This window comes from Undibacterium sp. TC9W, assembly GCF_049339865.1.
GTDB lineage: Bacteria > Pseudomonadota > Gammaproteobacteria > Burkholderiales > Burkholderiaceae_D > Undibacterium.
The window spans coordinates 1-26,229 of record NZ_JBMPPJ010000017.1 but is presented as its reverse complement, the minus strand read 5'-3'; the positions used below and the strand labels follow the sequence as shown (position 1 = coordinate 26,229).

22 protein-coding genes and 1 tRNA gene are annotated in these 26,229 nt (G+C 51.0%); 11 read left to right on the top strand and 12 right to left on the bottom strand.

What is annotated here, in order from left to right:
- Positions 1–8 precede the first annotated feature (8 nt).
- On the top strand, positions 9–815 hold the full coding sequence (locus ACO0LN_RS21410; RefSeq protein ID WP_422977262.1) for a transglutaminase family protein: 807 nt from the start codon (positions 9–11) through the stop codon (positions 813–815).
- 175 nt (positions 816–990) lie between these two features.
- Positions 991–1,872, top strand: coding sequence for a peptidase (locus ACO0LN_RS21405; RefSeq protein ID WP_422977260.1), 882 nt, complete (start codon positions 991–993; stop codon positions 1,870–1,872).
- A 63-nt stretch (positions 1,873–1,935) separates the two neighbouring features.
- On the opposite strand, the gene ACO0LN_RS21400 is transcribed toward ACO0LN_RS21405, so the two are convergent.
- From ACO0LN_RS21400 to ACO0LN_RS21390, 3 genes are all read right to left on the bottom strand, one after another.
- Positions 1,936–2,262, bottom strand: coding sequence for a hypothetical protein (locus ACO0LN_RS21400; protein WP_422977258.1), 327 nt, complete (start codon positions 2,260–2,262; stop codon positions 1,936–1,938).
- Between the two features lie 85 nt (positions 2,263–2,347).
- Positions 2,348–2,803, bottom strand: a complete 456-nt coding sequence (locus ACO0LN_RS21395) for a DUF4124 domain-containing protein (RefSeq protein WP_422977256.1) — start codon at positions 2,801–2,803, stop codon at positions 2,348–2,350.
- 119 nt (positions 2,804–2,922) lie between these two features.
- On the bottom strand, positions 2,923–3,483 hold the full coding sequence (locus tag ACO0LN_RS21390) for a DNA-3-methyladenine glycosylase I (RefSeq protein ID WP_422977254.1): 561 nt from the start codon (positions 3,481–3,483) through the stop codon (positions 2,923–2,925).
- Positions 3,484–3,612: 129 nt separating this feature from the next.
- Between ACO0LN_RS21390 and ACO0LN_RS21385 the strand changes: the two genes are divergently transcribed.
- Positions 3,613–5,814 carry a DUF4214 domain-containing protein gene (locus ACO0LN_RS21385; protein WP_422977252.1) on the top strand — a complete coding sequence of 734 codons (2,202 nt, stop codon included), beginning with the start codon at positions 3,613–3,615 and terminating at the stop codon, positions 5,812–5,814.
- A 117-nt stretch (positions 5,815–5,931) separates the two neighbouring features.
- On the opposite strand, the gene ACO0LN_RS21380 is transcribed toward ACO0LN_RS21385, so the two are convergent.
- From ACO0LN_RS21380 to mutM, 6 genes are all read right to left on the bottom strand, one after another.
- On the bottom strand, positions 5,932–7,095 hold the full coding sequence (locus ACO0LN_RS21380; RefSeq protein ID WP_422977250.1) for an ABC transporter permease: 1,164 nt from the start codon (positions 7,093–7,095) through the stop codon (positions 5,932–5,934).
- The gene (locus tag ACO0LN_RS21375) at positions 7,095–7,925 is read right to left on the bottom strand and encodes an ATP-binding cassette domain-containing protein (RefSeq protein ID WP_422977248.1); all 831 of its coding nucleotides are present in this window, start codon (positions 7,923–7,925) and stop codon (positions 7,095–7,097) included. The genes ACO0LN_RS21380 and ACO0LN_RS21375 overlap by 1 nt, the downstream gene beginning before the upstream one ends.
- Positions 7,922–9,397: an alpha/beta hydrolase gene (locus tag ACO0LN_RS21370; protein ID WP_422977246.1), complete on the bottom strand. Its 1,476-nt coding sequence runs from the start codon at positions 9,395–9,397 to the stop codon at positions 7,922–7,924. The genes ACO0LN_RS21375 and ACO0LN_RS21370 overlap by 4 nt, the downstream gene beginning before the upstream one ends.
- 58 nt (positions 9,398–9,455) lie before the next feature.
- The gene (gene mutY / locus ACO0LN_RS21365; RefSeq protein ID WP_422977244.1) at positions 9,456–10,640 is read right to left on the bottom strand and encodes an A/G-specific adenine glycosylase; all 1,185 of its coding nucleotides are present in this window, start codon (positions 10,638–10,640) and stop codon (positions 9,456–9,458) included.
- A gap of 4 nt (positions 10,641–10,644) precedes the next feature.
- Entirely contained in the window at positions 10,645–12,582 is a 1,938-nt protein-coding gene (locus tag ACO0LN_RS21360) for a dynamin family protein (protein ID WP_422977242.1), read from the bottom strand.
- 102 nt (positions 12,583–12,684) lie between these two features.
- A complete protein-coding gene (gene mutM, locus ACO0LN_RS21355) occupies positions 12,685–13,506 on the bottom strand; it encodes a bifunctional DNA-formamidopyrimidine glycosylase/DNA-(apurinic or apyrimidinic site) lyase (RefSeq protein ID WP_422977240.1) in 822 nt (273 codons plus the stop codon).
- Between the two features lie 203 nt (positions 13,507–13,709).
- On the opposite strand from mutM, the gene ACO0LN_RS21350 reads away from it, so the two are divergent.
- The 8 genes from ACO0LN_RS21350 to ACO0LN_RS21315 all read left to right on the top strand — a co-directional run bounded on the left by ACO0LN_RS21350 (position 13,710) and on the right by ACO0LN_RS21315 (position 21,846).
- Positions 13,710–15,488: a tetratricopeptide repeat protein gene (locus tag ACO0LN_RS21350; protein ID WP_422977238.1), complete on the top strand. Its 1,779-nt coding sequence runs from the start codon at positions 13,710–13,712 to the stop codon at positions 15,486–15,488.
- A gap of 115 nt (positions 15,489–15,603) precedes the next feature.
- A complete protein-coding gene (gene lolB / locus ACO0LN_RS21345) occupies positions 15,604–16,227 on the top strand; it encodes a lipoprotein insertase outer membrane protein LolB (RefSeq protein ID WP_422977235.1) in 624 nt (207 codons plus the stop codon).
- Positions 16,224–17,111 (top strand): 4-(cytidine 5'-diphospho)-2-C-methyl-D-erythritol kinase, encoded by an 888-nt coding sequence (ispE, locus tag ACO0LN_RS21340; protein ID WP_422977433.1) that lies wholly within the window; start codon positions 16,224–16,226, stop codon positions 17,109–17,111. Before lolB ends, ispE begins: the two co-directional genes overlap by 4 nt.
- 32 nt (positions 17,112–17,143) lie before the next feature.
- Positions 17,144–17,220: transfer RNA gene (locus tag ACO0LN_RS21335), tRNA-Gln, on the top strand.
- A gap of 122 nt (positions 17,221–17,342) precedes the next feature.
- Positions 17,343–18,305, top strand: coding sequence for a ribose-phosphate pyrophosphokinase (locus ACO0LN_RS21330; RefSeq protein ID WP_422939545.1), 963 nt, complete (start codon positions 17,343–17,345; stop codon positions 18,303–18,305).
- Positions 18,306–18,417: 112 nt separating this feature from the next.
- On the top strand, positions 18,418–19,005 hold the full coding sequence (locus ACO0LN_RS21325) for a 50S ribosomal protein L25/general stress protein Ctc (protein WP_422977233.1): 588 nt from the start codon (positions 18,418–18,420) through the stop codon (positions 19,003–19,005).
- A 136-nt stretch (positions 19,006–19,141) separates the two neighbouring features.
- A complete protein-coding gene (ggt, locus tag ACO0LN_RS21320; RefSeq protein WP_422977231.1) occupies positions 19,142–20,887 on the top strand; it encodes a gamma-glutamyltransferase in 1,746 nt (581 codons plus the stop codon).
- A gap of 497 nt (positions 20,888–21,384) precedes the next feature.
- Positions 21,385–21,846 carry a pilin gene (locus tag ACO0LN_RS21315; RefSeq protein WP_422977229.1) on the top strand — a complete coding sequence of 154 codons (462 nt, stop codon included), beginning with the start codon at positions 21,385–21,387 and terminating at the stop codon, positions 21,844–21,846.
- 193 nt (positions 21,847–22,039) lie between these two features.
- On the opposite strand, the gene ACO0LN_RS21310 is transcribed toward ACO0LN_RS21315, so the two are convergent.
- The 3 genes from ACO0LN_RS21310 to ACO0LN_RS21300 all read right to left on the bottom strand — a co-directional run bounded on the left by ACO0LN_RS21310 (position 22,040) and on the right by ACO0LN_RS21300 (position 25,858).
- Positions 22,040–24,409 (bottom strand): tetratricopeptide repeat protein, encoded by a 2,370-nt coding sequence (locus tag ACO0LN_RS21310; RefSeq protein WP_422977227.1) that lies wholly within the window; start codon positions 24,407–24,409, stop codon positions 22,040–22,042.
- A 232-nt stretch (positions 24,410–24,641) separates the two neighbouring features.
- Positions 24,642–25,103: a pilin gene (locus tag ACO0LN_RS21305; protein ID WP_422977225.1), complete on the bottom strand. Its 462-nt coding sequence runs from the start codon at positions 25,101–25,103 to the stop codon at positions 24,642–24,644.
- 302 nt (positions 25,104–25,405) lie between these two features.
- Positions 25,406–25,858 carry a pilin gene (locus ACO0LN_RS21300; RefSeq protein WP_422977431.1) on the bottom strand — a complete coding sequence of 151 codons (453 nt, stop codon included), beginning with the start codon at positions 25,856–25,858 and terminating at the stop codon, positions 25,406–25,408.
- Between the last annotated feature and the right edge of the window lie 371 nt (positions 25,859–26,229).

Sequence of the window (26,229 nt, the reverse complement as noted above, 5' to 3'; positions counted from 1 at the left end):
AAAATATCATGCAACTTTTTATACGTCACGAGACCATCTACCGTTATTCGGCCCCGGTGACCTACACCATACAGCAATTGCGCCTGACACCACGTGCCGAGTTGCATCAGCATGCGATTTCCTGGCAGATCAAAACGGCCGGGCAACGCCATGCCTACATTGATGCTTATGGTAATCCTTCGCATACCCTGACCATTACTGGCCAGCATCATGAGGTTGCCATCATCGCCGAAGGAGTGGTTGAACTGAGCACGCCTTACCAGGGCCGCATCACCGACCAGGATACTTTTTCGCCCCTGGTATTTACCGTGCCGACACGGCTGACAGAACCCGTGCCAGCCATCATGGACTTTGCGCAGAAGCACTTGCCTGATAGCGGCAAGACCAGCACGGCTGCACTGCTTAATCTGGCGACGCACATTCGTGGTGCAGTCGAGTACCAGACTGGTGCAACCATCGTCACAACCAGTGCCAGCGATGCCCTGTTGCTGGGCCGAGGCGTCTGCCAGGACCATGCCCACATCATGCTGGCCTGCTGCCATGCTCGTGGCATACCGGCACGCTACGTTTCTGGTTATATTGACCCGGAATCCACTGGCCATGCCGACAGCCATGCCTGGGTCGATGTGTGGGTAGAAGATGCCGACTATAGCGGCTGGGTCAGCGTGGATGCCACGCATGCCGTTTTGATGACCGATTCTTATTGCCGCCTGGCCATAGGGCGCGATTATGATTCAGCAGCGCCGGTACGCGGCGTGCGCCGTGGCGGCGGGCTGGAAACCTTGAGTGTAACGGTGCAGGTAACGCCGCGATAAGGTATGAATACGTTCATGCATACGACCATGAGCGTGTCCACGAATTGTCCACGAATGTGTCCATGATTTGGGCCCTGTTCAATTGTTACAGGCATTGCATACAAATGTGACAAGCGTATTTCAATGCTCCGGTTTCGGGTAGAATTCTAGTTTCTATGGATCAAAACTCTGCACTATGACTTACTGTATTGGCATGCGCCTGGACGCCGGGCTGGTGTTTCTCTCCGACTCACGCACCAATGCAGGCGTGGATCAGGTAGGCACCTTCCGCAAGATGTCGGTGTTTGAGAACCCTGGCGACCGCACCATGGTGCTGATGACAGCTGGTAACTTGTCGATTTCACAATCGATACGTCAACTGGTGTCTGATCATGTGGATGCCAACGGCAACAGTATCTGGACTGCGGCGAATATGTATGAGGCAGCCCGCATATTGGGTGAAGCCGTGCGCACTGTCTATCACCGCGACGCCAAGTCGCTGTCTGAGTTTGGCATAGACTTTAATGTGAGCCTGATCTTTGGTGGCCAGATCAAGGGCGAGCGCTGTCGTTTGTTCCAGATTTATTCTGCCGGTAATTTCATCGAATCACACAATGAAAACACTTACTTCCAGATTGGTGAAGCGAAGTATGGCAAACCCATAATAGACCGCGTAGTCACCCCGGCAACGCCGCTTGATGAGGCCGCCAAGTGTGCGCTGATCTCGATGGACTCTACCCTGCGTTCTAATGTGTCTGTTGGTTTGCCGCTGGATTTGCTGGTGTATGAAGACAATAAACTGGCCATCACCCATTTCGTCACGATAGATGAAAAGAACCAGTATTTTCAGATGATACGTAATACCTGGGGCCAGCAATTGAAGTCTGTCTTTGAAAGTATAGACGACCCGGTCTGGAATGCCAGCCCGGAAGTTCAGGGCAATGTCTTGTCAGCCACCAATATGCACAGCAAGCCTGTGCGGGTTGCCGTGCCACCAGAATTGCGGGATATTGTAACGACAACGCCGTCACCTTTACAGTCATTGGCGCAGCAGCCGAGTAATATCAAGCAGGCATAAGTATTATTGCCTTGCAGGCTGACCATCGCGCTCCATCTAACTCAGACCTCAGGCCGGTGTTTACTAAGGCTCATACCTGACGGCATTGATGAGGATAGTGACACCCATGTAAGTGCCGATGGGAAAACCCAAAAGTAATGGAAAGGCCAAAGCCATGGATGCACTGCGGCTCCATGTCTTGTCTTGCTCAACCGCAGCGCTCAATTTGAAATGCGCAAAAGATAAAGTCGCCGTAAGGATAAACAGCGCAATATGTGGAATCGACTGACCTCCCGTGGCGAATATGCCGAGCGCAAAAAAAATTGTTACCAGGCCGTACAGATAGCAACTATAGCGGTGCATGTCTTCAAGTTTGCGTTTCGGTCCTGGTCCGTCCCATGATGACGCCATATTCCCTCTCCAATCAATATTACTGCATGCCAAAAACTGAAAACTCAGTTGTATGGCCTTTTTGTGTTTTTATTTGCATGAATTCCTAACGACAATAGGTACTCACATCCCTCTCGGCAATTGCCTTGTCGTTTGCGTCGGTTTTGATATTGCCACCATGAATCACCTTGCCGCTCAAAATACCCTTGGCAAGGGCACAACGGGATTCATTGGTTTCTGGCTGATTGCCTGGAACAAATGGCGAGGGCTCTTTAGGTTTTACTGCGGGTTCTTTGGTTTGTTTTGCCTGTTTCTCTATCTGGCGCTTGCGAAAGTCAGCCTCCTGTTCCTGCCAGCTCGGCGCGGCGGAAGGTCTCCCCTCTCCTGAAGTCACTTTCACTTCTTCCACTTTGGCTCTGCCTGCCTCATCCTTTTTTTCAGAATAATGCACCTTGCCATTGGCATCGACCCATTTATAAATTTCGGCATGGGCGACAGTAGTGGCAAATGTCAGTGTCAGGCAAGCTGCCAGGAAAACTGGCTTGAGAACAATTTGCTTCATTTTTTTCACTATTTCTACGAGATGCCAAACGATAACAGAGCTTGTCTGCTTATACAAATGCCATCAGTATGCCATCAGTTTTTCGGGGTATTGCGTACTGAGCTTGCACAAGCTATCCATCATTTCTTGCCTTTGATTTTGCGCCAGGCACAGTCAACGGCATGGTCATTCACCATGCCTATTGCCTGCATATACGCATAGATAATCGTCGAGCCAACAAATTTGAAGCCACGCTTGAGCAAATCCTTGGAAATACGGTCCGACAAATCTGTCGTAATAATACGTTCACCGCTATTGACGATGGGCTTGCCATTCACAAAGGCCCACAGATAAGCATCCAGGCTGCCTTGCTCTTCACACAAACGCAGGTAAGCCTTGGCATTGGTGATGGCCGCAGCGACTTTTAAACGGTTCCTGACGATGCCGGCATTGGCCAGCAGTGAAGCGACTTTTTCATCATCATAGGCAGCGATTTTTTTGGCATCCCAATTGTCAAAAGCAAGGCGATAATTTTCGCGCTTGTTGAGTATGGTTTCCCAACTGAGACCGGCTTGTGCGCCTTCAAGATTGAGCATTTCAAACAGACGCACTTCATCGTGACAGGGCACACCCCATTCATGATCATGATAGTGCAGGTACAGGGGGTTAGAGGGGTTAGCCCAATTGCAGCGTGTTTTCATACGTAAAAACCATGTGGAGTAATATATGATGTGGGGGTAAGCAGGTTTTTAACAAAATTTTTCAATTCGAATTGACATTCTACCTATTTCTTCTAGAATCGACGTTCGTCATCAGATAGTGGAATCACCATGTTGCGTTTTAAGCCTAGCAGTAAAAATCTGTTCGCCTTGTCAGCAGTGAGCCTGATCCTCGCTGCCTGTGGTGGCGGCAGTAACCAGGATGCCAAACAGGCAGCCGCCGTGCCACCATTGTCACCAGTTCCAGTCATACAGGCAGCAACAGCCGCCGATGTCCTGAGTTTCACTGGCAAGCGCCAAAACTATACCATTACAAGGCAAGGGTCCACTTATGTGATTGTCGATACCCTCGGCGGTACCGCACCAGTCACTGCACCTGTAACGGCGACGACTCTGCAATTCAGTGATTTTCGCGTCAATCTGCGCGTAGGCGACAAGGCTGCAGCACTCTCTGTTGCCAGCCTGAACAATCTGATTGACCTGTACGTAGCCTTCTTTAACCGCGTGCCCGATGCCGACGGTCTGGCTTACTGGATAGACCAGGTACAGGCAGGCATGACCGAAGCCCAGATTGCCGAAAGTTTTTACCTGGTTGCACTACAGTCTCCTGCCCTGACCGGGTATTCCAGCAGCATGAGCAATGACGACTTTATCCGCATCATTTATAAAAACGTGCTTGGCCGTACCGGCACCACTGCACCAAATGCGGCAGAAATCGATTACTGGTCCAGCCAGCTCAAAAACGGCACGCCCAAGGGCAGCATGGTCAGGGCTATCCTGGTATCGGCCCGCGAATACGCAAATGACGCCACCTGGGGCTGGGTCACCAGTCTGCTGAACAACAAACTTGATATCGCCAATTATTTTGCGGTACAACAAGGCCTGAGTTATCTGACTCTGGATGACAATATCACCAAGACCATGGCGATTGCCGCCGCAGTCACCAGCACCTCCACCTCGGCTGCCCGTGACCTCATCGGTGTCAGTGGCAACCCGATTAACTCTTCACTTATCGTCCCTGGTACGACAGGCATCTATGGTTCACCCGACAGCCTGGCGAATATCTGTACACCGAATGGCGAAAAGAGCTGGGTACGTGCCCACCTTGATGATGTCTATCTTTGGTACCGCGACATCGTCAATGTACCTGCCGCCAACTACAGCACACCCGCCAGTTATTTTGATGCACTGATCGTTAAATCCAAGGACAGGTTCAGCTTCACTGATGCACAGGGCAGCATCGATGATTATTTCCAGTCTGGTGAAGATGTCAGTTATGGCTATAGCCTGGTGCGTGAAGGCAGCAAGATACGGGTGCGCTACGTGCAGCCTGGCTCGCCTGCTGACATTGCACAACTCAAACGCGGCACCACACTGGTTAGTGTAGATAACACGGATCTGGGCGGCTCACTGAATGATACGCAATACAATGCCCTGTTCCCACTAAAAGCTGAAACCCATAGTTTCAGGGTGCAGGATACCAATGCACCAAGCAGCCGCCTGGTGAGCATGACATCCACCACCGTCACAACAGCACCCGTACTGCAAGACCAGATACTGAATGTAAATGGCAAGAAGATAGGCTATATGGTCTTCACCGACCACATCCGCACGGCAGAGGCACCGCTGGTAACCGCGATGCGCAAGTTCCAGAATGCACGTGTTGATGACCTGGTACTTGATCTGCGCTACAACGGCGGTGGCTACCTGTATATCGCCAATGAATTATCGACCATGATTGCCGGTTCCAAGGTTGTTAATAAAGTGTTTGAACAATTGCAGTTCAACGACAAGCATACCGACCTGACAGCAGATAATGTTTCTTACTTCTATGACACGGATACCAACAACCGCTTCTTGCCGCAACTGAACCTGCCACGGGTGTTCATCCTGACTGGCAGTGGTACCTGCTCAGCCAGCGAATCCATCATCAATGGTCTGAAACCTTTCATGCAAGTCATTTTGATTGGTGATACTACCTGCGGCAAGCCTTATGGCTTCGTCCAGACCAATAACTGTAAGACAGCCTACTTTGCGATTCAGTTTGCTGGCGTCAATGCAGCAGGTCAGGGCGACTTCACGAATGGTTTCTCACCCTTGTGCAAAGTATCTGATGACTTGAATCATGATCTGGGCAATCAAAGCGAATCACGCCTGTCTGCTGCGCTGACCTATGCCAGCACAGGTTCCTGCCCAGCCGCAGGCTTCAGCCCTGCACCACCACCGCTGGAAGGTTCACCTATACGAGACAAGAGCATGCAGCCATGGCGCAATATCAAATTGCTCAAATCGGCGAATATGCAAGCCAGGTAAGCAAATGAAGTAAGCGAAGTGAACAACAAAAAAGCGCACATTGTGCGCTTTTTTGTTGTCGGCTGTGTGACCTGCTGAATGAACAGAACCTTTGATCAGTCACCTGATCTGCCAGTTTTAATGCATCACTACCCTGCGCATTTTTTGAGAGATATACGCCAGGCTGACCAGGCTCATCAGGGCGCAAACCAGAAAGGCGATGCCAACTGCGGCGACACTCAGGGTTTCACCTTTCAACACCTGGTTCATCATCTGGTTTTGTGACAGCACTGGCACCCACTGGAACCAGGAAGGCTCGCGACCAGGGAACAGGATAGGTACCAGCGATACAAAGGGGATGAACATGGTCACCAGCTGGTTGCGTACCTGGGCTTCTTTATAGCTTTTGCAATCCAGTGAAATGGCAATCTGTATCGCCGCGACGCTGGCGGCCAGTGGCAACAAGACCAGCAAGAAGCCCATCGCATCCTTGAAATTGAACTGGAATTCAGCACGCAGGGTTTCATTATGGATCAGCCATTGCGAAGGGAAGAAGCTGAAGATGGTCAGCACGACTACCCCCATGCCAACAATCGCGACCGCCCCCCATTTGCCGATAGTCAGTTGCCAACCGCTGACTGGGTTCATCATCAAAGGCTCGAGCGAGCCGCGCTCACGTTCACCTGCCGTCGTATCAATGGCGGCATACATGCCACCGAGGACAATGGCCATCAAGACCATCATGGGCAGCATGGTGGTGATGGTGGCCTTGCGTTCTTCCGGCTTTTTGATGTGACGCTCGCGTATATCCAGGCGCTGTAATAATTCCAGCGACACGCCGCGCATGGCTAGCCCCAATGTAGCCAGTTCCTGCGAATAGCCATCCAGCAAACGGCGCAGGGGACGTACACCAAATTCTGCCTGGCGGTTTGAGGTATCAAAGGCTATTTCCAGAACACCCTTGCCACCTGATGCCAGCTTCTCATCAAAGTCATCGGGGATCAGCAAGACGGGCTGGTCAAGCTCCTTGCTTTGCGATTTGGCCGCATAATCATCAGGCGCGGTCTTGATTTGATAACCCTGACGCAGGATGAAATTTTCCAGGCCACGTGCACGTTCTATGCCCTTGACGAGGACAGTACGTTTTTCTTCCTGCGATTCAACCTGGGTCAGCACGACCGAGAAAATCAGCAGCATCAGTGGCACGCCCAGCAATGAACTGATCAGGGCTACCATCAGGGTGCGGCGGTCACGCAAGGCATCACGCAATTCCTTGCGCAGGATAGCTAAAGTGGCTTTCATCAATTCACTCCTGTCAGGGATTTTTGCGGATGCAGGAATGCCAGTTTGACGAAGGCATCTTCAAAATTATCTTCACCGGATTGCGCCAGCAATTCTTCTACCGTGCCATGCGCCACGTCCTTGCCCTGAGCAACGATGACAACCTGATCGCACAGTCGCTCTACCTCTTGCATAATGTGAGTGGAGAAGATGATGCACTTGCCGCCGCCTTCTGGCGAGCGCAGGAAGCGTAAAAATTCCCGCAGCGCGCGGGTAGCGACTACATCCAGACCGTTGGTGGGTTCATCCAGAATGATGTTCTTGGGATCATGCACCAATGCTCTTGCCAGCGCGGTTTTCATACGTTCACCCTGGCTGAAACCATCGGTGCGGCGGTCCAGCAATTTGTCCATATCCAGCCAATTTGATAATTGCTGGGTACGCTGTTCTGCATGGGCAGTGTCCATGCCATGCAGCAGGCCATAGTAATGAATATTTTCACGCGCAGTCAGGCGCGGGTAGAGGCCACGCGCATCTGACAAGACACCCATATGTGACTGGGTCGATGAAGTACCGGCCTTGACTGCTGTGCCATCGACCATGATCTGTCCTTCGTCGGATTGCAAAAGTGCAGCAATCATGCGCAGCGTGGTGGTTTTGCCTGCGCCATTTGCGCCCAGCAAACCGGTAATGCAGCCATCATTGGCGCTGAAGCTGACGCCATCGACAGCCTTCACCACTTCACTGGTTTTTTTCATCAAGCCCAGGCTGCGTGCAGCATTGACAAAAGCATTGCCTGAGGATTTGCCGAGGCGCACAAATTCTTTGTGCAAGTCATTGACGATAATCATGGCTTGGCCTCCTTGCCAACTTTGCTGGCAGCGGGCGGCACGGGTGCCTGCCAGGCCAGCGCACGTGGTATCTGACGGACGCAGGTGGTATCGACCTTGACGGCTTCGCTGTCTTCTTTGGCATTTAAAAAACGGTGTACTACATCGCGTATGCAGCCTTGGGCCAACAAACCGTGACCAGTATTTTCTATGACGACATGACGGGCATTCGGGCCCAGCGCCTTGGCGACTTCATCGCCATATCTGGTGGGGGTAACAGGATCAAGACCACCGCTTAGCAGCAGGGCGGGCGATGCTGAGGCAGGCACTTTGAAAAAGTCAGCGGGTATTTCGCTACGCGGCCATTTTTTGCAAGTCTGGGTATATTGTTCAGCCATGAGTTTTTCAAAATCATCATTGGCAGGCAAACTTGCCGACTGCGCGAAAGCTTCGCCACACCACACCGAGAAATGCATGCCGTAAGAAATACCACCAGGGCCAGGCAAATTGGTCGCACCTGTCATGGTCACCAGCGGCGCATAATTGCCCTGCTCCGCTTGCGTCAGTGCATATGGCAAAGCGGACAGCGAATTAGGGCTGTACAAGGACTTGTGAACCAGGCCCAGCAAGCTGTCGCGCGTCATCTCGGTCTTTATGGGTGTACCCATGCGTGGGTGCGTGATATTGATTTTCTGCGGCTGGCTGGCCAGCAGTTTTTTCCAGCGGTTTTCCAGATCCGGGTAACTGGCATTGCACGCAGCTTCTTTTTTGCAGTCCCTGAACAAGGCATCCAGCGCTTTTTGCGCATCGGCACTGGCCAGGCGCATGCTGGGTGGCACCACGCCATCGAGCACGATACGGCGCACGGATTGCGGGAACTGACGCAGGTATTCAAGCCCGGCACGTGTGCCATATGAAGCACCGACGACATTGATACGGCCATAGCCTTGCTTCAGACGTACCGCCTCCAGATCCTGCATGGCAATGCTGGTGCCAAAGTATTGCAGCTCGCCATAAGGCAAGGTTTGCAACTGGCGCATGCAGTCGTCGGTGACTTTGACTCTTTGCTCTGGCGATAAAACTTCTTCGGCTTTTTCGAGTTCAGGACATTCCAGCGGTGCACTACGGCCAGTACCACGCTGATCAACAAACACCAGGTCACGGCGACGGTTCAGGCGTGCCATCAGGGTGGTCGCCCAACTGGCAACGCTGATGGCACTTTGGCCTGGGCCACCGGCCAGCAGGAAAACTGCATCCGGCAATTTATTCCTGTCCTGCGAAGGGATCACAACATAGTGGATATCAATCTGTTTGCCTTGCGGTTGCGCCGGGTTCAAGGGTCTTTGCACCTGGCCACATTGCACTTCTTGCGGGAATTCTGGCAGGCGGCAAGCCTTGGTGGGTGAGGTAGTGGCTGCGGCATTGGCATGTGCAGTCACCGCACTGCATAGCGCCAGGCCAGACATGAGCCTGAGCATGAATCTTTTGTTCAAAGTGGTCTCCTGAAACTGCTTACTTGAATAGCAACTTCAGGAGTCTAAGCGGAATTACTCAATCAGTAAATGGCAGTTGAGTTTGCGTGCCAAGATTGGTCAGCAAAGTCTTGATAGGTGCGGGCAAACCCAGTTGCATTGCTTCACTGAGCGGATGCCAGCCATGCTCGCCCTCTGCAACTTTCAGGTGACGTTTTTTGAGTTGCACATGCACCGGCAGGATATGCAGTTTGAAGTGGGTGAATACATGGGCAAAAACCGGCAAGACCTGAATGCTGGTGATGTCACCAAAATGGCTGGCGCGCTCACGCACAGTCGTCATTTGCGCATCGACAGAAAAAGCATCATCCTCGCCGCTATATTCTTGCATGCCTGCCAGCTCTGGCAGCGACAGCAAACCACCCCAGATGCCGGTGGGTGGCCTGCGCTCCAGCAAAACTTCTGCGCCATCCTGCACCAGCAGCATGATGGCCTGTTTTTCTTTTTGCGCTTTTTTTGGTTTACGTACTGGCAGCTCTGCGGTTCTGCCTTGCGCATAAGCCACGCAACGTGGCTGGAAAGGGCATAGCGTGCATTTGGGGCTGCTGCGCGTGCATACCGTAGCCCCGAGGTCCATCAGGCCCTGCGTATAAGCGCCTATGTCTTGCGCGGGCAATAAAGCCTGGGCGCGCAGCCACATATTGTCTTCAACTGGTTTGGTGCCGGGATAGCCGTCTATGCCAAACACACGGGCAAATACCCGCTTGACGTTGCCATCCAAAATTGCTGCTACCGTGCCATAAGAAAAGGCCGTGATCGCAGCGGCCGTTGAGCGGCCTATGCCTGGCAATTCTTGCAACAAGGCAGGGTCAGCCGGGAACTTGCCCTGGTATTGATCCACCACCTGTTTGGCACACTGATGCAGGTTACGGGCGCGGGTGTAATATCCGAGGCCGGCCCAGTGTTCCATGACTTGTCCGGCCGGCGCTGCGGCCAGGTCAAACACGGTAGGAAAAGTTTCCAGGAAGCGTTTGTAATACGGAATAACTGCAGTGACCTGCGTTTGCTGCAGCATGATTTCAGACAGCCAGACGCGATAAGCCTCATGGCTTTGCTGCCAGGGTAAGCCATGGCGGCCATGCTGTTTTTGCCAGGTGATGAGCGCTGCAGAAAAACTGGGATCGACGTATAGACTTGAGTGGGAAGTAGCAAGCTGAGGCTGACCCGCGGGGTCAGCCTTGCTGCGTGATGCTTTAGACTTCATTATTTCAGGCAGCCACCCTGAGTGCGGTAAGTTCTGCAGTCAATGCGGCCCGCAGTGTATCTTCGAGATCGGTCAGCGCTTTTTTCTGCGCATCGATATCTGCCTGCAAACTCTCGAAAGACGAAATTTTGTCTTCCAGGCTGTCGGTTGCCACATGGATGCGCTGTATCGATTGCATGCGGTTTTTCAACTGCCCTTTATGCTCACGTATCTGTGCTTCCAGCGGTGCCATGACGACTTTTTGCCAGGCTTCGACATCGCGGTTGGCTTGCAAAAAGCTTTGCTTGACGCGGGCGGCAACAGAATCAAAGAACTTGTGCATCAACACAACTTGCGGCGTGGTCAGCAAGGTCGCGGTACTGAACTGCTTTTGATACACGCCTTCAATCGCTTCGACTTCCTTGATGTATTTGTCCAACGAGAATGACATGGGTGACGACAGGGCCAGGCCATGTTCAGTCGAAAACTTGCGGTACATGACCGTCATCATTTCCGAAATCTCATCTGTCTTTTTATTCGATGTCTGCAGGTTCAGTTTAACCTGAGAAAAGAACTGCCTGACCGATTCACGCAGGCCAACCGAGAACTTGCTCTTCTCCATGGCCTCGCGCGATTTACGGATTTCTTCACGCAGGATATCCATGCCCAGGCTGGTATATACCTCAGTCGATAAACGGGTAAACACCGACCGCGTGCCCTGCATGCGCAAGAGGCTGGCGTCGAATTCTTTTTTCTCGGCATCGATACGCTTCATCATGTGTTCGATGACGTTCATATTCTTGCCGCGCAGGCTCTTCAATTCCATCATCTGCTCAACCATGCTGCGGCTGCGGGCAGAAATAACGGCCTGTTGCGCATGGATGATTTCATTGATTTCTGAAGTCATCTGGGCGCGGATGATGTTTTGCTTGGCAGGTATCAATTCCTTGGACAAGGCATATTCCAGCGTAGGCAGGCGGCTGCGTGCCAGTAAAGGTGCATCTTTATTGATCTTGGCTACCAGGCCTTTTTGCGCCGAGATAGGGAAAATCTGCTTTTCTTCCAGCCCCAGAGTATGCGCAACCGTGCTGACCTGACGGACGATTTGCGCTTCCACCTCTTCAGGCGTGCGCAGTTCATCCCACATGCTGTCTATCTTGTTCAGGACGACCATGCGGCCAGGGCCATTGCCGATATTATTGCGCCAGACATCGATATCGCTCTTGGTCACGCCAGTGTCGGCGGCCAGAATGAACAAGACGGCATGTGCATTCGGGATCAAATTCAGTGTCAGTTCAGGCTCGGTACCTATCGCATTCAGACCTGGCGTATCGACAATGATCAGGCCTTCCTTCAACAAAGGATGGGGGAAATTGATAATCGCATGACGCCATTGGGAAATCTCTACCAGGCCATCTTCATCGACTTCCAGCGGTGCGTCGGGGTCGTTTTCATCAAACAGGCCGTATTGTTTGGCCACGTCTATGCTGACCTTCTTGGTCAGGCTGACTTGCTTGAAGGCTTCCAGCATGCCGTCGCCAGAGCTGATGTTCAGCGGCAAGACCGTCCATACATGGCTTTGGCCCTTGTATTCACTGGTCGATTGCGCTTCGGCACGGGTTTCTATAGGCAGCAGGCGTATGCAGGGCGGGATGGTATCGTCATACAAAAGCTCGGTAGGGCACATGGTGGTGCGACCGGCAGATGACGGCAATATACGCTGGCCATAGTCTGCAAAGAAGATGGCATTGATCAATTCGGACTTGCCGCGTGAAAATTCAGCAACAAAGGCGATGGACAGTTTGTCGTCAACCAGACGCTCCATCAGACGTGCAATACGCTGATCACTGGCGGCATCGGCCATATCCGATCCATGTATCCATGTCCGGTACTGCTCCAGCGCTTTGACCACTCCTTTGCGCCAGTCGCTGTACTCCTGGAATTTCTGAACCAGATTGCTCATGTTCCCCTCAGTTAACTTTTTTGATATTCCAAGTATATATGGAAGCGTTAAAAAAATACGCGTAAATCGAATTTTGCTTACATTTCAGCCAGATTTGTGGGTTTATTTCTGACATTTTGCACAATAAAAGCTACTGCGTTGTCCTTGTTTTATCTGTCTGACGGCTTCGCCGCAAACACGACAGGGTTCGCCAGTGCGGTCATACACAAAGTAAGATTGCTGAAAATACCCGCTTTGCCCATCCACGCCCATGAAATCTTTAAGGGTGCTGCCACCCGCCTCAATCGCTGCCGCCAGGGTCGCACGTATGGCCGCTTCCAGTAAAGTATAGCGCTTCAGGCTGATGCGTCCAGCCTGAGTTTTAGGGTTGATGCCCGCCCGGAACAAACTCTCTGATGCATAAATATTACCAACACCGACCACAATATCCCCGGCCAGCAAGACTTGCTTGATGGGTGCACTACGGTTTCTTGTTAATTTATACAATAATTCTGGATTAAATCCGGCTTCCAGCGGCTCTACCCCAAGCTGACGTATCAGCAGATGCTCTTCCAGATCGCCATCAGCGGCATCATGCCAGAGTACCGCGCCAAAACGGCGTGGGTCTGTCATGCGCAAGGCAAACTCGCCTACGATAATATCAATATGATCATGCTTGGCCGGTGGCAGGTTTTTGTCCAGTACGCGCAAATGACCGGACATGCCGAGATGTATCAGCAAGGTGCCATGCTCAAATTGCAACAACAGGTATTTGCCCCTGCGCCCCGTCGCCAGGATGCGCCTGCCTGCCAGCAAAGCAGGCAAGTTGGTGGGAAAAGGCCAGCGCAAGCCAGCACGGCGCATGATCACGTCAGTGACCAGCTTGCCTGTCAGGTGCGGTTCTACACCGCGGCGGGTCACTTCAACTTCAGGTAATTCTGGCATGTGAGGGAACTTTTACCATTACAATCTGACACAGTGTATATATGCAGTGAAACCCACAGTTGCGCTGCTTCAGCGTAAAATCAATCATCAACGTCAAATCCGGATTCGTTTTGAAAACACTGCCTACTCTCATATTTAACCCTATTGTATCCGCAATATCATCGATATCTGCTGCAGCACTGTGGCGACCTGCGGCGCTGGTATTGAGTGCAGCCCTGATCAGCGGATGTGCAAGCGTAGGCAAACCAGGCGCAGTTGCGGAGGACACGCATCATGTCAGCGATGCGGCACAGGCAGCCCTGTCTGCAGAAAAAACCCTGAACGGCGTAGCCAGTGCACCGGTCTATGAAGACCCCTTGCCTGAAGTCAAGCTGACCGAGGAATTATTCTACAAGATCGTCACCGCAGAGATCGCCTTCCAGCGTGGCAGTTGGCAAAGCGCCTATGTGATCCTGTACTCAGTAGCGGAACAAACCCGCGATCCGCGTATTGCCAAACGCGCTGCGGAAATCGCGCTGGCCGCCAAACAATCAGGTGAGGCCTTGCAGGCTGTGCGCCTGTGGCGCGAACTGGCACCGAATTCAAATGAAGCCACCCAGTATTACCTGGGCTTCATGGTGATGAATAATAATCTCGCTGAGATACAGTCTGTCTATACCGAAAAACTGAAATCATCTGACCCCAAACAACTGGGCGTGATGATGTTGCAGGTGCAGCGGCTGTTGTCGCGTGCCCGTGACAAGAACGGTGCATACAATACCTTGACCACCCTGCTGCAACCATATAAAGACAGCCCGGACGCCCACATGGCACTGGCCCAGGGTGCCTATGTCAAGGGTGACCACAAGCTCGCCGTCAGTGAGGCACAACAAGTACTGAAAGCAAGGCCAGATTCTCAACTGGCGGTGCTCACCGTTGCCCAGGCATCTTCACAGGAGGATGCAGCCAAGGCCTTATCGGCTTTCCTGATAAAAAACCCCAGTGCCCGCGACGTGCGCCTGGCCTATGCCAGCATACTCATAGACCTGAAACAGCTGGATCAGGCCAACCATGAATTTGAAATCATCGCACGCGACAAACCTGATGATGTCAGTGCCATCTACACCCTGGGTGTACTGGCGATGGAGCGTAACCAGCCGCAAAAAGCCGAGGCTTATTTTCTGCGTTATCTGCAGTCACTCGAAGGTAAGGCCGGCGAAGAGCGCGACCCGACCACAGCCCTGGTCAATCTCTCACGCATAGCAGCTGAACGCAAGGATTACAAAGCCGCGCAAGACTGGCTGGCGCAGGTGGATTCTTATGATGGCCGCAATCCTGCCTGGTTCAATGTACAGATACGCCGTGGCTTCTTGCTGGCCAAGGAGGGCAGGCTGCTGGAAGCACGCGCCTTCATACAGCAAATCAAGACCAGTAATGAAACCGAGCAAATCCAGCTGATACAGACCGAAGCGCAGCTATTGCGTGACGCAAACCTGCCGGATCAGGCCAGGGCAGTGCTGGAACAAGGCATTAAGCAGACGCCGAATAATCCTGACTTGCTGTATGACTTTGCCATGCTGGCCGAGTCACAAAAAGATATCCCAGGCATGGAAGCTTCATTGCGTAAGGTCATAGAACTGGCACCCACCAGCCAGCACGCCTATAACGCTCTCGGTTATTCATTTGCTGACCGTAATGTGCAACTGGACGAAGCCAATACCCTGATAGAAAAAGCCAACCAGCTGGCTCCGGATGATCCTTTCATCCTCGATAGCCTGGGCTGGGTCAAGTTCAGGCTGGCCAAGTATGACGAAGCGGAACAAGCCCTGCGCCGCGCCTATCAGATGCGCCCTGATGCCGAGATAGGCGTGCATCTGGGTGAAGTCTTGTGGACCATGGGACAGAAAGATGATGCAAAAAAAATCTGGCGTGATGCCCTGAAAAAAGACCCGGAAAACCAGACCCTGAAATCCACGCTGGAAAGATTGAAAGTCAAACCCTGATGCTGATCTTGTCAAAGATGCTTACATCGAAAATTGAATAGAATGACACCTGGCGGACAGACAATGTCCGCCTTGTCATTTGTACCCGAACATACGCACAACCAACACAGCAAACATGCCATCAAATACCCGATTTAGCCTGCTCGCTTCAGCTCTTTTTTGCACCTTGCTCAGCACTGGCTGCGCCAGCCTGAACAGCCAGACGCAAGCACCGGCGGCAACTGCAGTCAGTACCGCAACTGCCAGCACCCGGCAATATCAGCAGCAGATACAAATCAGCGGCAAGATATCCATCCAGTACCAGCAGGCCGACAAGCCACAAAGCCTGCCCGGTGGCTTTGAATGGGAGCAGGATGCGCAAGGCATACGTATCACCCTCCTGTCACAACTCGACCAGATCATGGCGCGCATCACGCAGAATGCGCAGGGGGCAACACTGGAGCTAAACGGCAAGGTACCGCGCACTGCCAGCGATCTTGACCAGTTATTGCAAGATACCCTGGGCTGGTCTTTGCCGGTAGCAGGTTTGCGCGACTGGCTGCAAGGCTTTGTCGCCATCGATGGCAAGCAACCGAGTGCCGTGAAAACAGAAGACCAGACTCTGACTACTCAAGGCTGGAAGCTGCGTTATGTCAGCTGGCATGAACAACCAAGCTTCCCGAAACGCATAGACTTGCAAAGATATACCGAACAGGCTGGTGATGTCTCTATCCGCATCGTGGTGACTGAATGGAAATGAGCAGACTGGACAATTGCCCTGCCCCCGCCAAACTCAATTTGTTTTTACATGTGACTGGCCGCCGGGCAGATGGTTATCATTTGCTGCAAACCGCCTTCCAGTTGATAGACCGTTGCGATTACCTGGATGTCGAAGTGCGCACCGATGGCCAGATATGCAGAACCAATGAGATAGAGGGTGTGCCAGCGGACAGCGATTTGATCGTCCGCGCAGCAAGATTATTGCAGAGCCATACCGGCTGCACTTTGGGTGCGAACCTGACTTTACGCAAAAACCTGCCCATGGGCGGCGGCCTTGGTGGCGGCTCGTCTGACGCGGCGACCGCCCTGCTGGCGCTCAATCATTTATGGCAAACCGGCGTACAGCGCGATGAGTTAATGAAACTGGCTCTGCAACTGGGTGCAGATGTGCCTTTCTTTCTGTTTGGAACAAATGCCTTTGCGGAAGGGGTGGGCGAAGAATTACAGGCTCTGGTCACGCCAGACGTCTGGTTTGTGGTGCTGGAGCCGGGCGTACAAGTCCCTACACCTGCAATTTTTTCGGCAAAGGAGTTGACAAGGGACACAAATCCGGTCAGAATAACGGACTTTTCCAGTGATGCAAAACATAATTGGAAAAACGATCTGCAAACAGTTGCCTGCGCATTGTTTCCGCAAGTTGATGCAGCCATTCAATGGCTCTCACAATACGGCGATGCAAAGATGACGGGATCTGGAGCTTGTGTTTTTTGTGCATTTGCCGACGAGACGGCAGCAGACACAGTGTTAAAACAAGTACCAGATCGCTGGACATCATGGAAAGCAAAAGCACTGAGTAGCCACCCGATGGCGCAGAAATTGGGATCGAAAAATATTTGGCTTGAAGCCGGTTTAACGCTAAAATAGCGGCGAACTTGGAAACAGGCAAACGGTTGTGTAGGGGAGTCGCCAAGCTGGTTAAGGCACCGGATTTTGATTCCGGCATGCGAAGGTTCGAATCCTTCTTCCCCTGCCATTAAATTAAAGCCGCCGCATAGATTGTGCGGCGGCTTTTTCAGTTTTATCAGCGGCCATTTTTGTATAAAACCCATGCAAAATAAGCCAGACCCACAAAATCTCAGCCGATAGGTCCCAGCCATGGCAAATGCGCGCGCAAATGACAACATGATGGTTTTCACTGGCAACGCCAATCCTGCACTGGCTGCCGGTGTTGCCAAACAACTCGGCATCCCCCTTGGCAAAGCAGACGTTTCCAAATTCTCTGACGGTGAAGTCATGGTCGAGATCAATGAAAACGTCCGCGGTAAAGATGTCTTCGTTTTGCAATCTACCTGCGCACCTACCAACGACAACCTGATGGAAATCATGTTGATGGTTGATGCACTGAAACGTGCATCTGCCGGTCGTATCACTGCTGCTATCCCTTATTTTGGTTATGCCCGCCAGGACCGTCGTCCCCGCTCTGCGCGTGTGGCGATTTCTGCCAAGGTCGTTGCCAACATGCTGGAAGAAGCCGGTGTAGATCGCGTGCTGATCATGGACTTGCATGCGGATCAAATCCAGGGTTTCTTTGATATCCCTGTTGATAATATTTACGCTTCGCCAATTCTGCTGGGTGATCTGGTTGCCAAGAATTACGAAGACCTGCTGGTGGTCTCCCCTGACGTGGGCGGTGTGGTACGTGCCCGTGCTTTGGCAAAACGCCTGGGTTGCGACCTGGCCATCATCGACAAACGCCGCCCAAAAGCGAATGTCTCTGAAGTCATGAACATTATTGGTGAAGTTGAAGGCCGTAATTGCGTCATCATGGATGACATGGTCGATACTGCCGGTACATTGACCAAAGCTGCTGAAGTATTGAAAGAACGTGGCGCCAAGAAAGTATTGGCTTACTGTACTCACCCCGTCTTGTCTGGCCCTGCGATACAACGTATTTCGCAATCGCCACTCGATGAACTGGTCGTGACTGATACCATCCCGTTGTCTGAAGCAGCGCGCGCCTGCCCCAAGATTCGTCAATTGTCTTGTGACAGCCTGCTGGCAGAGACTTTCCGCCGCATCACCAAGGGCGAGTCTGTCATCTCTTTGTTCACGGACTAAAATTTTCCGGCCCTGCCATCTCATTGATGGCAGGGCTATTTTCTGGGCCCCTGGTCGCGGGGGTTCAATACCGCAAAACAAATCAATGTTTTGCATTTTTTGGAGTAACACCATGAAAGTTATCGCATTTGCACGCAATGTACAGGGGACCGGAGCGAGCCGCCGCCTGCGCCTTGCTGGCCAAACACCTGGCATCATCTACGGCGGTACAGAAGCCCCGGTATCCATCACTCTGGATCACAATGCGCTGTACCATGCATTGAAAAAAGAAGCGTTCCACTCTTCCATTCTGGACCTGGAAGTTGATGGCAAATCAGAAAAAGTATTGTTGCGCGACTTCCAGGTCCACGCCTACAAACAACTGGTTTTGCACGCTGATTTCCAACGCGTAGATCCTAACCAAAAAATCCACGTTAAAGTGCCTCTGCATTTCATCAATGCTGAAGTATCTCCAGCAGTGAAATTGTCTGCTGCAGTCATCAGCCACGTTGCTGTTGAACTGGATGTTTCCTGCTTGCCAGCAGAATTGCCAGAATTCGTTGAAGTTGACCTGTCCAAACTGGAAGCTGGTCAATCCATCCACGTATCTCAACTGACACTGCCAAAAGGCGTGACAGCGGTTGTACACGGTGGTGACGCTACTGTTGCTATCGCTGTTGTGCCAGCTGGCGCAACTTCTGCAGAAGCTGAAGCAAAATAATTTGCATTTATGCAGATTAATTGAAAGCCGCCTTCGGGCGGCTTTTTTTATTTGGACTAGCGCGAAACTTTGTTTATGCGAAATACGATAATTGGTATTACTATTTCTGCTATCAATGATTTCTGGAGTTATACGCATGCCCTCGCCTTCCTGCCGCAAGCTATGCCTGAGTCTGCTCGTCCCCCTGTGTTTCGCCGTAGTCAGCCCCGCCAGCCAGGCGCAACTGGCTGCAGGCATCAAATACGATACCAGCTACCCTATCATCAGCCCGGTGTATGCAAAGTCTGGCATGGTGGCGACTGAACAGGCGCTGGCAAGCCAGGTTGGCCTCGATATCCTCAAGCGTGGTGGCAATGCGGTGGATGCTGCAGTGGCAGTCGGTTTCGCGCTGGCTGTGGTGCTACCAAACGCAGGCAATATTGGTGGTGGTGGCTTCATGATTATTCATGACAGCAAATCAGGCAAGGATATCGCGCTGGATTTTCGTGAACTGGCTCCAGAAAAAGCCAGCCGTGACATGTACCTGGATGCCAAGGGCAATGTCATCTCCGGCAAATCCCTGTATAGCCATCTGGCAGTTGGCATACCCGGCACAGTGGCAGGCATGGATCTGGCCTTGCGCAAATATGGCAGCATGAAATGGAAGGATGTCATCGCTCCGGCGATACGCCTGGCTGAGCAGGGCTTTGAGATCAGCCCGCATCTGGCTGAACTCATCGATTCCAGCAAAAATCAGCTCGGCAAATGGCCAGCCAGCCGTGCGATCTTTTTCAAGGATGGCAAACCCATGCTGGCTGGAGAGCGCTTGCTGCAAAAAGACCTGGCACAATCGCTGCGTCTGATTGCCGAGCAAGGCCCGGCTGCATTTTATGAAGGTGCGGTCGCCAAAAAAATCGTCGCTGAAATGCAGCAGCATGAAGGCTTGATCTCTGCCAGTGACCTGAAGAATTACAAGGCAGTGGAACGCATACCCGTGCGCGGCAATTATCGCGGCTATGAAGTAGTCTCCATGCCGCCACCGAGCTCTGGAGGCGTGCACATCATACAGATGCTGAACATGCTGGAGCACTACCCACTCAAGGAACAGGGTGCCAACAGCGCACAGACCCTGCATCAGTTGAGCGAGGTTATGAAGCTGGCCTATGCCGACCGTTCAGAATTTTTGGGTGACCCTGACTATTACAAGGTGCCGCTCAAGGGCCTGACTTCACGCGCTTATGCGGATGAACTGGTCAAGAAAATACAGCCAGACCGCGCCACACCGTCTGCCGAAATCAAACCCGGCAAACCCCTGCCCTATGAAAGCGACCAGACCACGCATTACAGCGTCGCCGACAAATTCGGCAACATCGTCGCTACCACTTATACTCTGAACCTCAACTTTGGCAGCGGTATCGTTGCCACTGGCACAGGCATAGTCCTGAATAATGAGATGGATGATTTCTCTGTCAAGGCAGGCGTACCAAATGCCTTTGGCTTGCTGGGCGGTGATGCCAACGCTGTACAGGGATGGAAGCGGCCTTTAAGCTCGATGTCGCCTACCATCGTACTCAAGGATGGAAAGCCCTTCCTGGTCACCGGCAGCCCCGGTGGCAGCCGCATTATCACGACAACACTGCAAACCATCCTGAACGTCATAGACCATGACATGAACGTGGCCGAAGCTACCATCTCGCCACGCATACACCAGCAATGGTTGCCAGACCAGCTACGCTTTGAAAAAGGTATCAGCATGGACACCCTGCGCCTGCTGGAGCAAAAAGGCCAGGTACTGCGCCCTGCTGCCACGCTGGGCAAGACCCAAACCATACAGATAGTCCCGCAAGGCTTTGCCGGGTATTCCGATCCGCGCAACCCGGATGGTGCTGCGCTGGGGTTTTAAACGGAGTTTTAAGTCAGGACCACCACCTGCCAAATCAGCCTGGAGTAAATAACAGCTTTTGTCGCGTTATTAAAAAACCACTGACCTAAAGTGTAACAATTTCGAAACAAGTGCAAATTTTTGTATTGCATTGACATTTTTTGTCATTGACATTTGTCGTTTTAGTATTTTTCAATATAAAAAACTAAAATGACAAGAATATCGCGCCTGATGTCATATCTTCATCAAACTGGATACAACCCAGGCCGATATTTTTCCATGGCCAGATATTTTTGCGCTATTCCCGGTTGCAAGAGTTTATATTTCTTGCGAACTTTCTATTGGGCATTTTTCCTGTATCAACAAGGCAAACAATTGCAAGCTGGGTGCAAGAACAATTGTGGCTTTAAGGGTTCAGCTTTAGCATACGGCTGGCGATTTTAAGCGCATTCAAACGATTGGCACAAAATTTGCGTCTATGACGTAACTAAACTGCTTTTGCTGCTGAGGAGAAAGAAATGCAAAGATATTCAAAAACAATTCAGCGAGGCTTCACACTCATAGAATTGATGATCGTGGTGGCCATCATCGGCATCCTGGCAGCAATCGCTTTTCCACAATATTCTGATTATGTTTCCCGCACACGTGCTTCTGGTGCGATATCCGAACTCAATAGCCTGAAAAAAGAATTATCCATTTGCTACCAGAATGAAAATAGCTGGTCAAACTGCACGGTCATGGGCAGCAATTCCATCCCTACTGTCATCACATCAAAATTTTTGACCAATGCGGCCCCCTCCATTTCGAATGCAGGTGTGATTACGCAGGCAACGACAGGGGCAACTACCAGCACAGGAACTGCATTGAGCATCATATTGACGCCTTCCATCAGCTCAGGGCAAAGTAATATGATATGGGCAAACACAGGGACTGTCTGTGATCCAATTCGCGGTTTGAAACCAGGCCAGGGCGGCTGCTAATATCCTGCATTTATGCTGCACTGAAGCTGCACATAAGCTATACATAAGCAATACATGAGCAGGCTGGCGGGAACAGTGCTGAAATGCATGTCCCGCAATGTCAATCAAGCCATGCATAGCCCTTGATTTTCGCGCTTGATTGAACAAAGGCCTGGATATCGTAGCAGCCTTCACCCGCACTCCCCCTCGCTACTTATACCTTCGTTCCCTCGCACCATGTAATCCACATGCTACGCAGCGCGGCATCTACTTTAGCCGAGAATCCCGCCTCATCCATCAACTTGCTGTGTATCATCTGTTCGCGCAAGGTCTCACGCACTTGTGCGAGCATGCTGGTGTTACTGGCAAGTTCGACGACTTTATCTATATATTCCTGTTCAGTTTGCGCTATCCATTCTGAATGACCAATACCTTTCAGAATTGAACTACCCAGCAAGCCAACGCTAGGCCGCCCGGCCAGCGTCACATAGGGTACGCCCATATACAAAGTTTCAAATAGTGTAGTACCTGAATTGTGCGGAAAACAGTCCAGGCCTATATCGATCTTTCTCAGGGTATTCCAGGGCGGGGTATCGTAGCCTATCTCCAGTCGGGACTTGTCTATGCCAAGTGCGGCAAATTTTTCTTCGAGATCCCGGCGCAAATCGGCATTTTTAAAATTCCCGCTATTGATTAATAATTTTGCGCCTTCAATTTTTTTCAGTATCGCTGCCCATACACGTATGGTGAGATGGTTGATCCTGACTGACCTGGTCAGCGTACCAAGGGTTACATAGCCATTTTTGAGGGCAGGCAGAGTGCTGACCTCGCCCATTCCATCGGCAGGACGATATGCAAATGAGGGTGTCTCCAGGCGCCAGGGCTGCTCTGAAAATACGGCTTCAGCGCCTGGTGGAGCACAAGTATCATCGGTCAGAAAATAATCAATCGCCTTGAGGCCAGTGGTGTAACCATAACCCAGCCACGAAACCTGCACCGGCGCTGGCTTGCGGGCAAATACCTGCAAGCGGTTACTTCCCGTATGACCAGCAAGATCGATCAGAATATCGATGCCATCCGCCCGGATTCTCTCTGCCAGCTCGTCATCAGACAGGCCTGCCGTGGGCACCCAGTGATCTACATATGTCTTATAACGCTCAGTGACTGCATCTTCATATTTCAATTCTGCGTAGGCATACAACTCAAAACCAGACGAGTCATGATGCGCGAGCAAAGGCTCGAGAAAATACTGGACTGCATGCCGGCGAAAATCTGGCGAAACATAGCCAACTCTGATACGGCGATGCGGGTTCTTGTCGTTAGCAAATGCCTGCCACTTGCGCTGGTGCGGACGCGCATACTTTTCTTCATAGACCTGATACTCACCAAATATCTCACTGGCACTTCGCACAGGGTCATAGTTCAACAGGAACAGCAAGTTGCCATAGGTCTCGGCATGATCTGGCTCTATTTCCAGCGCTCTGCGATAACTTTGTTCGGCTTCTGCCCTCATGCCGCGGTCAGAATAGGTATTCCCCATATTGCTGAACAAATTGAGTGAATTGGCATCCAGGCTGAGGGCACGTTGATAAGATGCTGTCGCCTCAAGGTAGCGCGCTGTTTCGTGATAAACAATGCCCAGATTGCAATGAAAGCGGGCAATCTCAGGTTGTAAGGATATCGCAGTTTTATAACATTTTTCTGCATCCTCAAGGCGAGTCTGCTTTTTATAGACGTCACCAAGATTACAATGCGCATCTGCAAAGTCGGGACGTATTCTCAAGATAGCCTGAAAACATTGCGCCGCTTCTTCCAGCCTGTTTTTCTCTTGCAAAATCAAACCGATATTATTGCGGGTTTCTACATGAAGTTCATTGATCTTCAGGGCACTATTAAAATAGCTTTCCGCCTCATCATATTTGCCGCGCTCCTTGCATATCATCCCCAGATTGCATAAAGCAGCAAAATTTCCAGGATCAGCTTTAATGGTTTGCTTATAGTGATCTTCCGCTTCGTCCAACAAAGACTGGCGCTGCAAAATAGTCGCGAGATTGAAGTGTGCATGGCTAAAATTGGGCCTGAGTGCCAGAGCCTTGCGATACCAAGACTTGGCTTCATCCAGGCGCCCAAGCGATGTCAGCGTCACGCCCAGGTTAAAAAAAACGTAGTGAGACTCGGGGTGAAATTGAAGTATCTGCTTATACGCCTGTTCAGCATCTTCATAGCGACGCAACTCATCCAGACTGATACCCAGATTAATGGCCGCATCCAAAAAATCTGGCTTGATTGCCAGCGCTAGCCGGTAATACTTTTCAGCCTGCACGCAGTTGCGCTGCTCATACCAGGCGTCACCCAGTTTATTGTTTAATTCTGCATCTTCCGGATGGAGCCGCAGGGCCTGCTGATAGCTTTTTACTGCCTCAACAAAGTTTCTGTTTTTAAAAAACGCATCTCCGGCCGTCTTCAAACTTTCAGCACCGGTCTCTTGCGAATGTGTTACCAAGCCAGCAGGCTCTGGAGCCCTGACAGAGTTAGTGCTCTTGTCAGCAGTTGAAGAAAATTTACTCTTAATCCAATTCAGCATTTGTCATTTCTCAAGTAAGCGCCAGCCATATTTATCTATTAGTCCAGATTGTAAATGTGGCGCGCAAGTTTGAGCAATAAATCAGAACTGCCTTGCAAGTCCCGGGATGTGCCTTTTACATATGACGGGTTCTTGCCGGTAAGGCAAGCTGAGAGGTTTTTCTGTCATAGACAGGAATGGAAAAGATATGAGAACCCGCAAACTGTTTGCTGAGCTTGCGGGTAAATTGATGTCAGCAGCCGCCCTGGCCGGACTTCAAACCGCGTATGGGGTCACAGATTGTCCCACTTGCTGTCCAGATCATGTTTGCCTGGCCGCTGGAGATAGTCGGGGTCAATGTCAGAGCCAAAGGTGTACCACCAGTCGTGGTCGCGCCCGTTTGTGTTGCAGTAATAACGCCATTACCCGCTGCAGTAGGAACTACAGGCAAAAACTTGGTGGTGACCGGATAAGATGGAATGCCATTGCTACCTATGGTAGAACAGCTTGCCCATGCACCTTCCATTTGATAGCAAAGCGAAATCGCATGCTTCAGACTCTGCAACTCTGAAATTGCCCCGGCTGCGCGCGTGCGTGACGTATAGTCAGAATATTGAGGAAGCGCAATTGCGGACAGAATGCCGATAATTGCCACGACTATCATCAATTCTATCAAGGTGAAACCGCGTTGTAGCGTTTGCGTAGATATGGTCATTTATTGTTACCGCATATAAGAGTTGATCGTTACTGAAGATAACATAGCATCATCGACAGGAACCAGATACTTTCCTTGATTATCCAGGTTATTTTCATGAGCCGGGGTCAAATCATGTTTGTTTTAAAAAAGACATCGCGAAAATTATATTCCCATGAAATTCATGCAGGCCATTCTCAGGCAGCGCTTGTTTGCCTCAGGCTCCACAGAAACTTGTCCGATCCCGTTATAAGTGTATTTTTGATCGCTAAAATAAAAAAAGCCCACAACAAAGTGGGCTTTCTTGACATTCAAACCAGCTATTATGGGCAGCCGCCTTGACCAGCTTTCAAACCACGAATAGGGTCGCAGATTGTGCCGGACGCTGTCCAGATCATGTTGGCTTGACCAGAAGAGATCGTTGGAGTCAATGTCAAATCCAAAGGTACGCCAGCAGTTGTTGTTGCACCGGTTTGTGTTGCAGTGATGATACCCAGACCAGCTGCAGTTGGGATTACTGGCAGGAATTTAGTTGTAACTGGGAAAGATGGGATACCGTTAGAACCTGTAGTTGCACAGTTAGTCCATGCACCTTCATTTTGGTAGCAAATTGCCATTGCAGATTTCAGACTATCCAGTTCCGAAACCGCGCCAGCTGCGCGAGTACGGGATGTGTAATCAGAATACTGAGGGATAGCGATCGCTGCCAGGATACCGATAATTGCCACAACAATCATCAATTCAATCAATGTAAAACCACGTTGGACTGCTTGCATATTTGATTTCATTTACCGTTCCATTTTAAGATTGGATTTTAAATTAACAATTAATTAAAAATAAATATTTCAACATTGCATGATAACAATTTATGTTTAAACACTCGTTAGTCACAAGCTTTACATGAGAGGCCTATTAAATTCACTCTCAAGCAATAGATGAAAAAGTTAAATATCTTTATTTAATCGTAAATAACACCCTTGTGGGTCTTATCTTCCGCTTGGTAGAAATTTCGTCAATTACTAACCCCCGATGTCAGAATAGTTGTCGCGTCATCCGATAAATAGAAATCATATCGGGGGCGGGAAAAAGAGATCAAGTGAAAAAGTATTCAGAGGAACGGAAAGAGGCGATCCTGAAGAGGATGATG